Raw genomic sequence first — 6,389 nt, 5'->3', positions numbered from 1 at the left:
ACTGAGCTGCACAATCCACGGATAATGCAGGAGACGAATCATGATAGGAGGCTGAAGGGGAAATGAGCGGCAGCAGGGGAAGGGGTTGCCAAGCGGAGCGCGGAGGCCGCAGGCCGGAGGCGTCAGTGGCAGCTGCCCGCGTGAGCGGGGCGAGACGCGTAGCGGCTCGATGCGCAGCACAGCAGAACGGCCCCGGAGGGGTGACGTCCGGGGGTTCGCTTTTAAAGATTTTCGACCACATCAGTAAATCGTAGTGACACCATGAAGCAAAAGTATCGTGCAGACCAGAATCAACAACAGTAACAGCAGACCTTTTTTTCGACGTAATAAAACCGGCCCCAAAGCGCCCGCAAGAAGCACACTCAACACGATTTCCGTTATGCTAATCGTATTCATAATCTCTCACGTTTCCCTTTTTAGAACTCTGCCACACACGGATAAAACCTTATAACAAAGCAACAAAACCCGTTATTCAGACACGGTAATGCCTAGTTTTTTTGCCAGAATTTCAGATGACAAAGAAACCCTTATCGACTTCCCGGTTACAAGGTGAATGATTGTGGCTTCATGCCCTTCAACAGAGTGGGATATTAACTCACGCTGAATGATATGCGTCTCTCCATCATTTCCCGTCACGGCTATTAGGCTCTCTGTAGAACAGGGGTTGATACTACTAATGTTGGTGTTGTTTTCGGTTTTGTTCAGCATCGCTGATCCTCAAATATCGGTTTGTGTTACGTCTGCCGCTTTGCGCTGGATAAGCGACTTAAAGAAATCCGACGCCTTCAGAATATCGCTATCCTGGAAGTCGGGAAATGTCGCTTCTGTCAGCTCCTGCGCCGTACCTGCCCGTATAACGGTTTCATCGCGGATCATCGTTCGCTTAACGCCATCAGCCTGTTTTTTGCTGAAGGAGTGCCGGAAAATAATCGCGTATTGGCCGCCGCTATCCTGATGAACAGAAGTATCCCAGCGATGATTACCCTGTTTACGATAGTGGTGATAGATTTGCTGGCCGTAGCGCTCCTGATCGGAATTACGGTAATCGAACATTAACAGTTCCAAAAGCATTAACCGATCTGGCAATTGCCAGGCGGTAGGGTGTTGAAGTGTCGCTAACATAGTTTCCCCTGAGCGTGACAGTCACGATAAGGCGGGCTTTGCCCGCCTGGTTATCAGTTAATCAATGGCACGATAAATACGATTCTGGCTTTCGTTCTCCAGCGTATTAACGTACTCCCGCAACAGGTGATACCGGTTAGCCATCGTTTCGTTCAGTTCGGCTTTGCCTTCTTCATATGCCAGCCCGCAAAAGTAACTGTAGGCATACAGACAAACAATAATCCCTACTTCGCGCGCGCTGCATTCACCTTCAAAATAGTTAGGTAACGAGAGCCAAAGAGGTTGGGGCGCTTCCATAAAAAACGCGCCATTGCTGGCCTGAAGGTATTCCCAATACCCTCCCTGGTAGTCTTTAGCGTAACGATTCAGAAAGGACTGAATGAAGTGATCTGCGCTGAAGAAAGCGCCACGAAATGCCGCAGGCATGAAGTTCATGCGGGCGTTTTCAGAAATGTAGCGGGCGGTGATTTCGATAGTTTCCATGATACTTCCTCTTTAAGCCGATACCGGCGATGGTTAAGCGGCAGGCACATCACCTGCCACTTTTTAATTATCGTACAATGGGGCGTTAAAGTCAATACAAGTACGGATTATATTTACCTAATTTTATGCCCGTCAGAGCATGGAAGGCGACCTCGCCGGACTCCACCGGACACCGGGGGCAAATCGCCGGAAACTGCGGGACTGACCGGAGCGACAGGCCACCCCCCTCCCTGCTAGCCCGCCGCCACGCGGCCGGTTACAGGGGACACTGAGAAAGCAGAAAGCCAACAAACACTATATATAGCGTTCGTTGGCAGCTGAAGCAGCACTACATATAGTAGAGTACCTGTAAAACTTGCCAACCTGACCATAACAGCGATACTGTATAAGTAAACAGTGATTTGGAAGATCGCTATGAAGGTCGATATTTTTGAAAGCTCCGGCGCCAGCCGGGTACACAGCATCCCTTTTTATCTGCAAAGAATTTCTGCGGGGTTCCCCAGCCCGGCCCAGGGCTATGAAAAGCAGGAGTTAAACCTGCATGAGTATTGTGTTCGTCACCCTTCAGCAACTTACTTCCTGCGGGTTTCTGGCTCGTCAATGGAAGATGGCCGCATCCATGATGGTGACGTACTGGTTGTGGATCGCTCGCTGACGGCCAGCCACGGCTCAATCGTAGTCGCCTGCATCCATAATGAATTTACCGTGAAGCGGCTACTGCTGAGGCCCAGACCCTGCCTGATGCCGATGAACAAAGATTTTCCTGTGTACTACATTGACCCGGATAATGAGAGCGTTGAAATCTGGGGAGTGGTTACGCATTCCCTTATCGAGCATCCGGTATGTTTGCGCTGATTGATGTCAATGGCATGTACGCCAGCTGTGAGCAGGCATTTAGGCCAGATCTGGCAAACCGAGCAGTGGCCGTTTTATCCAACAATGACGGCAACATTGTGGCCCGTAATTACCTGGCGAAGAAAGCGGGCCTGAAAATGGGCGATCCGTACTTCAAAGTCAGACCCATAATCGAGCGTCATAACATCGCTATTTTTAGCTCTAATTACACTCTCTATGCCTCCATGTCGGCCCGGTTCGCGGCCGTAGTTGAGTCCCTTGCAAGCCACGTCGAACAGTATTCAATCGACGAGCTTTTTGTTGACTGCAAAGGGATAACGGCCGCCATGAGCCTTGACGCTTTCGGGCGCCAACTGCGCGAGGAAGTCAGGCGACACACAACGCTGGTATGCGGGGTCGGTATTGCCCGTACTAAGACGCTGGCGAAGCTGTGTAACCACGCTGCAAAAACATGGCCCGCTACTGGCGGGGTGGTTGCTCTGGACGATGGCGCCAGACTGAAGAAATTAATGAGCATCCTGCCGGTTGCGGAAGTCTGGGGCGTCGGCCATCGTACAGAGAAAGCACTCGCCACAATGGGGATCAAAACGGTGCTGGATTTAGCCAGGGCAGATACGCGCCTAATCCGTAAGACGTTTGGTGTTGTGCTTGAAAGAACGGTACGGGAGCTACGCGGCGAGGCTTGCTTCAGCCTGGAAGAAAACCCTCCGGCGAAGCAGCAGATTGTTGTATCGCGCTCATTCGGCCAACGCGTAGTAGCCCTGGCGGATATGCAGCAGGCGATCACCGGATTTGCAGCGCGCGCAGCTGAAAAACTGCGTAATGAGCGGCAATACTGCCGCGTCATAAGCGTCTTTATCCGCACCAGTCCTTATTCAGTGCGTGATACACAGTATGCCAATCAGGCAACCGAAAAACTGACGGTGGCAACCCAGGACAGCCGCACGATAATTCAGGCGGCACAAGCCGCGCTGGCGCGGATCTGGCGGGAAGATATTGCGTATGCAAAAGCAGGGATCATGCTGGCCGATTTCAGCGGAAAGGAGGCCCAGCTGGATTTATTCGACTCTGCTACGCCTTCAGCTGGCAGCGAGGCGTTAATGGCTGTTCTCGATGGCATAAACCGGCGTGGCAAGAGCCAGCTGTTTTTTGCAGGCCAGGGCATCGATAACTCCTTTGCCATGCGCCGTCAGATGTTGTCACCTGATTACACGACAGACTGGCGCTCGATACCAACAGCAACCATCAAATAATTACCGGCGCCGCACGCGGGCCGGTCAACCCCTCAACCGGCCGAAACGAGTTTCGGCGCGGTTTCGCGGTTTTCGGTAAAAGGCGTTTCATCTGTATAAAAGATCAGCTAAATTATGTGTATTGCACAATACATATATGTGAGGTTAACAGTGAATTTGCCTACGCCCGAAACCTACGATGAACTTCAGAGAGCCTACGATTTTTTTAATGAGAAGCTATTCAGCAACGAGCTGCCGCCATGCCTGATAACGTTGCAGCGTGAGAAGCGAACGTATGGCTATTGTTCCTTTAAGCGTTTCGTCGGCCGTGAGAGTGGGTACACGGTAGACGAGATCGCTATGAATCCGGTGTATTTCTCGATCAGAACCATAAAGGCCACGCTTTCAACACTGGTGCATGAGATGGTTCATCAGTGGCAATTCCATTTTGGCGAGCCTGGCCGCCGTGGCTATCACAACAAACAGTGGGCGGCCCGGATGGAACGGGTAGGACTAATGCCTTCTGATACCGGCGAACCGGGAGGCAGGAAAGTGGGCCAGAGCATGACCCATTATATTATTGCCGGTGGCCCTTTCGATATGGCCTGTGATGAACTGCTGACAGGCCATTTCCGGCTTTCCTGGATGGACAGGTTTCCGCCTTACCAGCCTAAGCCTGGCGCTGTGCTAAGCCCTACAGGAAAAGGCTATATTGACGACGAGGAAGATGATAGCGAACACGAACAGGAGGTGGAGGAAGGGCGCGACCCGGTTGAACTCGACGACGAGATCATAGAGGCCATGCGATTTGTAACCCCGCCGCCTGAAGCGCCGGTGAACAAAACAAACCGGGAAAAGTACAGCTGCCCGGTGTGTCATATCAATCTCTGGGGTAAACCGGGGATAGTGGTTTACTGTGGTGGCGAGCACTGTAATAAAGCCGCGTTAGTAGTCTTAAAATAAAGTCCTTTCGGACTTTATTTTTTTTCCATTTCCGAGGTCGTGATGTTATTAATGCTGTACTTCGCGGCTTCTTTTAAAACAGTTTCAGCAAGGCTTGCTGGTATCCAGACCTGAACTAATTTTAATGGTTCGCCGTTCTCGGCTTTAAGAGTGGTGTTCTGGTACAAATCCCAGATTCGCTTAACGGTGCTGGAAATGTTTTGCTTGGAACGGCCTACTCGCGTGGCTACGTCTGATGATTTCTCACCTTTGACAAGCACGGAATAGCCAATATCTGTTGTGATGTGTGCAAAGGAAGCCATTTGCGGCAGCAGCTGTTTCCATTCTGTTTCTGAAATTCTGTTTTTCTGAGCCATCTGTGGCGCCTCCGTAGTTTTGGTTACAGAAAGGATATACTCAGAATAAACTGGGGTCAATACAAGTACGATTTTTATAAACTTTATTTTATTTGAGGGTGAGGCCCGGTGCGGCAGCAGCGCGGGCCTCGATGGTGCCGCGAAGGTGCTGGCGCCATGCTTGGATTAAAACATGAACCGTGAAGAACTGCGAAACTTGTTTTCGCGGTTCTGAGGGGTTGACCGAGCCGCGAAGCGGCGCTGGTAAGCGATGATATGCACATATCCACAGGCATATTTTTAAAAGGTATTTTATAGATTTTTTATCTTTTTAAAGTCTTTTAGAGCTATATAACTCATTGATTTAAAATCATAAATAAGTGTTATCTCTGGGAATCCGCCCACCTTGTTATGGGAATTGGCCCACCTATCTATGGGAAACACCCCACCTTACTATGGGAATTAGCCCACCTTGTTATGGGAATTGGCCCACCTTAGACGAAACTGTAAAAAATGTATTTACTTGTTTGAACTTTGTGGTAGTGTGGAGAGTAATTTTTAACCCACAAAGGCAAGGCTCATGGATAAGTTGCTGAACAAAAAGATAAAAGTTAAGCAGTCTAACGAGCTTACCGAAGCTGCTTACTACCTCTCGCTAAAAGCAAAGCGCGTTCTCTGGTTATGTCTTATGCAGACGTATTTCACAGCTTCAGTAAGCGAAGATGATGATGAGATGGCTGTACTCGGTGACTCTACTTTCAAAGTAAAGGTGGCTGACTATGAGCAAATTTTTCAGGTAAGCCGTAACCAGGCTATCAAGGATGTTAAAGAAGGCGTGTTTGAGTTAAGCCGTTCTGCGGTAATCTTTTACCCGAAAGAAGGAAGTTTTGACTGCGTCGCGCGCCCCTGGCTAACAGAGGCTGGCAGCCGATCAGCTCGTGGTATCTGGGAAATCGAATTTAACCATAAACTCCTGCGGTACATTTACGGCCTGACGAACCAGTTCACCACCTACTCGCTCCGCGATTGTGGCAGTCTTCGAAATCCACGGACGATCCGCCTTTATGAAAGTCTTGCTCAATTCAAATCTTCAGGCTTATGGGTTACTACTCATGCTTGGTTAAATGACCGTTTCCTTTTGCCGGAATCCCAACAGAAGAACTTGGCAGAGTTGAAACGATCTTTCCTTGATCCTGCACTCAAGCAGATAAATGAGAAAACACCTTTACTTGCTAAGTATAGTATTGATGATTCAGGAAAATTTCTGTTCTCAATAATTGATAAGCAAAATCCCGTCTGACATAAATCAGCACACATGAGCCTGTCATTTGACAAATTTTTGTCATGAAGATGGGCGAATTTCCACACAGCACCGGCGCCCGGCAAGGTGGGCGGATTC

8 protein-coding genes are annotated in these 6,389 nt (G+C 49.6%); 4 read left to right on the top strand and 4 right to left on the bottom strand.

What is annotated here, in order from left to right; translation table 11 throughout:
• Positions 1-468: 468 nt before the first annotated feature.
• The 3 genes from ACOI7D_RS27415 to ardB are packed head-to-tail and all read right to left on the bottom strand — an operon-like array spanning position 469 to position 1,605.
• A complete protein-coding gene (locus ACOI7D_RS27415) occupies positions 469-708 on the bottom strand; it encodes a hypothetical protein (RefSeq protein ID WP_000932975.1) in 240 nt (79 codons plus the stop codon).
• A gap of 9 nt (positions 709-717) precedes the next feature.
• A complete protein-coding gene (ardR, locus tag ACOI7D_RS27410; protein WP_000881513.1) occupies positions 718-1,122 on the bottom strand; it encodes an antirestriction protein ArdAB regulator ArdR in 405 nt (134 codons plus the stop codon).
• Positions 1,123-1,179: 57 nt separating this feature from the next.
• Entirely contained in the window at positions 1,180-1,605 is a 426-nt protein-coding gene (gene ardB / locus ACOI7D_RS27405; RefSeq protein WP_000447669.1) for an antirestriction protein ArdB, read from the bottom strand.
• A gap of 414 nt (positions 1,606-2,019) precedes the next feature.
• Here ardB and mucA point away from each other — a divergent pair, with 414 nt between their 5' ends.
• The 3 genes from mucA (at position 2,020) to ACOI7D_RS27390 (ending at position 4,655) form a co-directional block, all read left to right on the top strand.
• A complete protein-coding gene (mucA, locus tag ACOI7D_RS27400) occupies positions 2,020-2,460 on the top strand; it encodes a translesion error-prone DNA polymerase V autoproteolytic subunit MucA (RefSeq protein WP_000861760.1) in 441 nt (146 codons plus the stop codon).
• Positions 2,448-3,713, top strand: a complete 1,266-nt coding sequence (gene mucB, locus ACOI7D_RS27395) for a translesion error-prone DNA polymerase V subunit MucB (RefSeq protein ID WP_001749980.1) — start codon at positions 2,448-2,450, stop codon at positions 3,711-3,713. The genes mucA and mucB overlap by 13 nt, the downstream gene beginning before the upstream one ends.
• A gap of 150 nt (positions 3,714-3,863) precedes the next feature.
• Positions 3,864-4,655, top strand: a complete 792-nt coding sequence (locus ACOI7D_RS27390; RefSeq protein WP_001452808.1) for a SprT-like domain-containing protein — start codon at positions 3,864-3,866, stop codon at positions 4,653-4,655.
• 14 nt (positions 4,656-4,669) lie between these two features.
• On the opposite strand, the gene ardK is transcribed toward ACOI7D_RS27390, so the two are convergent.
• The gene (gene ardK, locus ACOI7D_RS27385) at positions 4,670-5,011 is read right to left on the bottom strand and encodes an antirestriction protein ArdAB regulator ArdK (protein WP_000057569.1); all 342 of its coding nucleotides are present in this window, start codon (positions 5,009-5,011) and stop codon (positions 4,670-4,672) included.
• Positions 5,012-5,570: 559 nt separating this feature from the next.
• Here ardK and ACOI7D_RS27380 point away from each other — a divergent pair.
• Positions 5,571-6,290 (top strand): replication initiation protein, encoded by a 720-nt coding sequence (locus ACOI7D_RS27380; protein WP_001749982.1) that lies wholly within the window; start codon positions 5,571-5,573, stop codon positions 6,288-6,290.
• The last annotated feature ends 99 nt before the right edge of the window (positions 6,291-6,389 follow it).

Source organism: Klebsiella sp. C360 (assembly GCF_048822415.1).
Lineage (GTDB): Bacteria > Pseudomonadota > Gammaproteobacteria > Enterobacterales > Enterobacteriaceae > Klebsiella > Klebsiella quasipneumoniae.
Note: the sequence above shows the minus strand (reverse complement) of the source record. Positions and strands in the feature narration are given on the sequence as shown.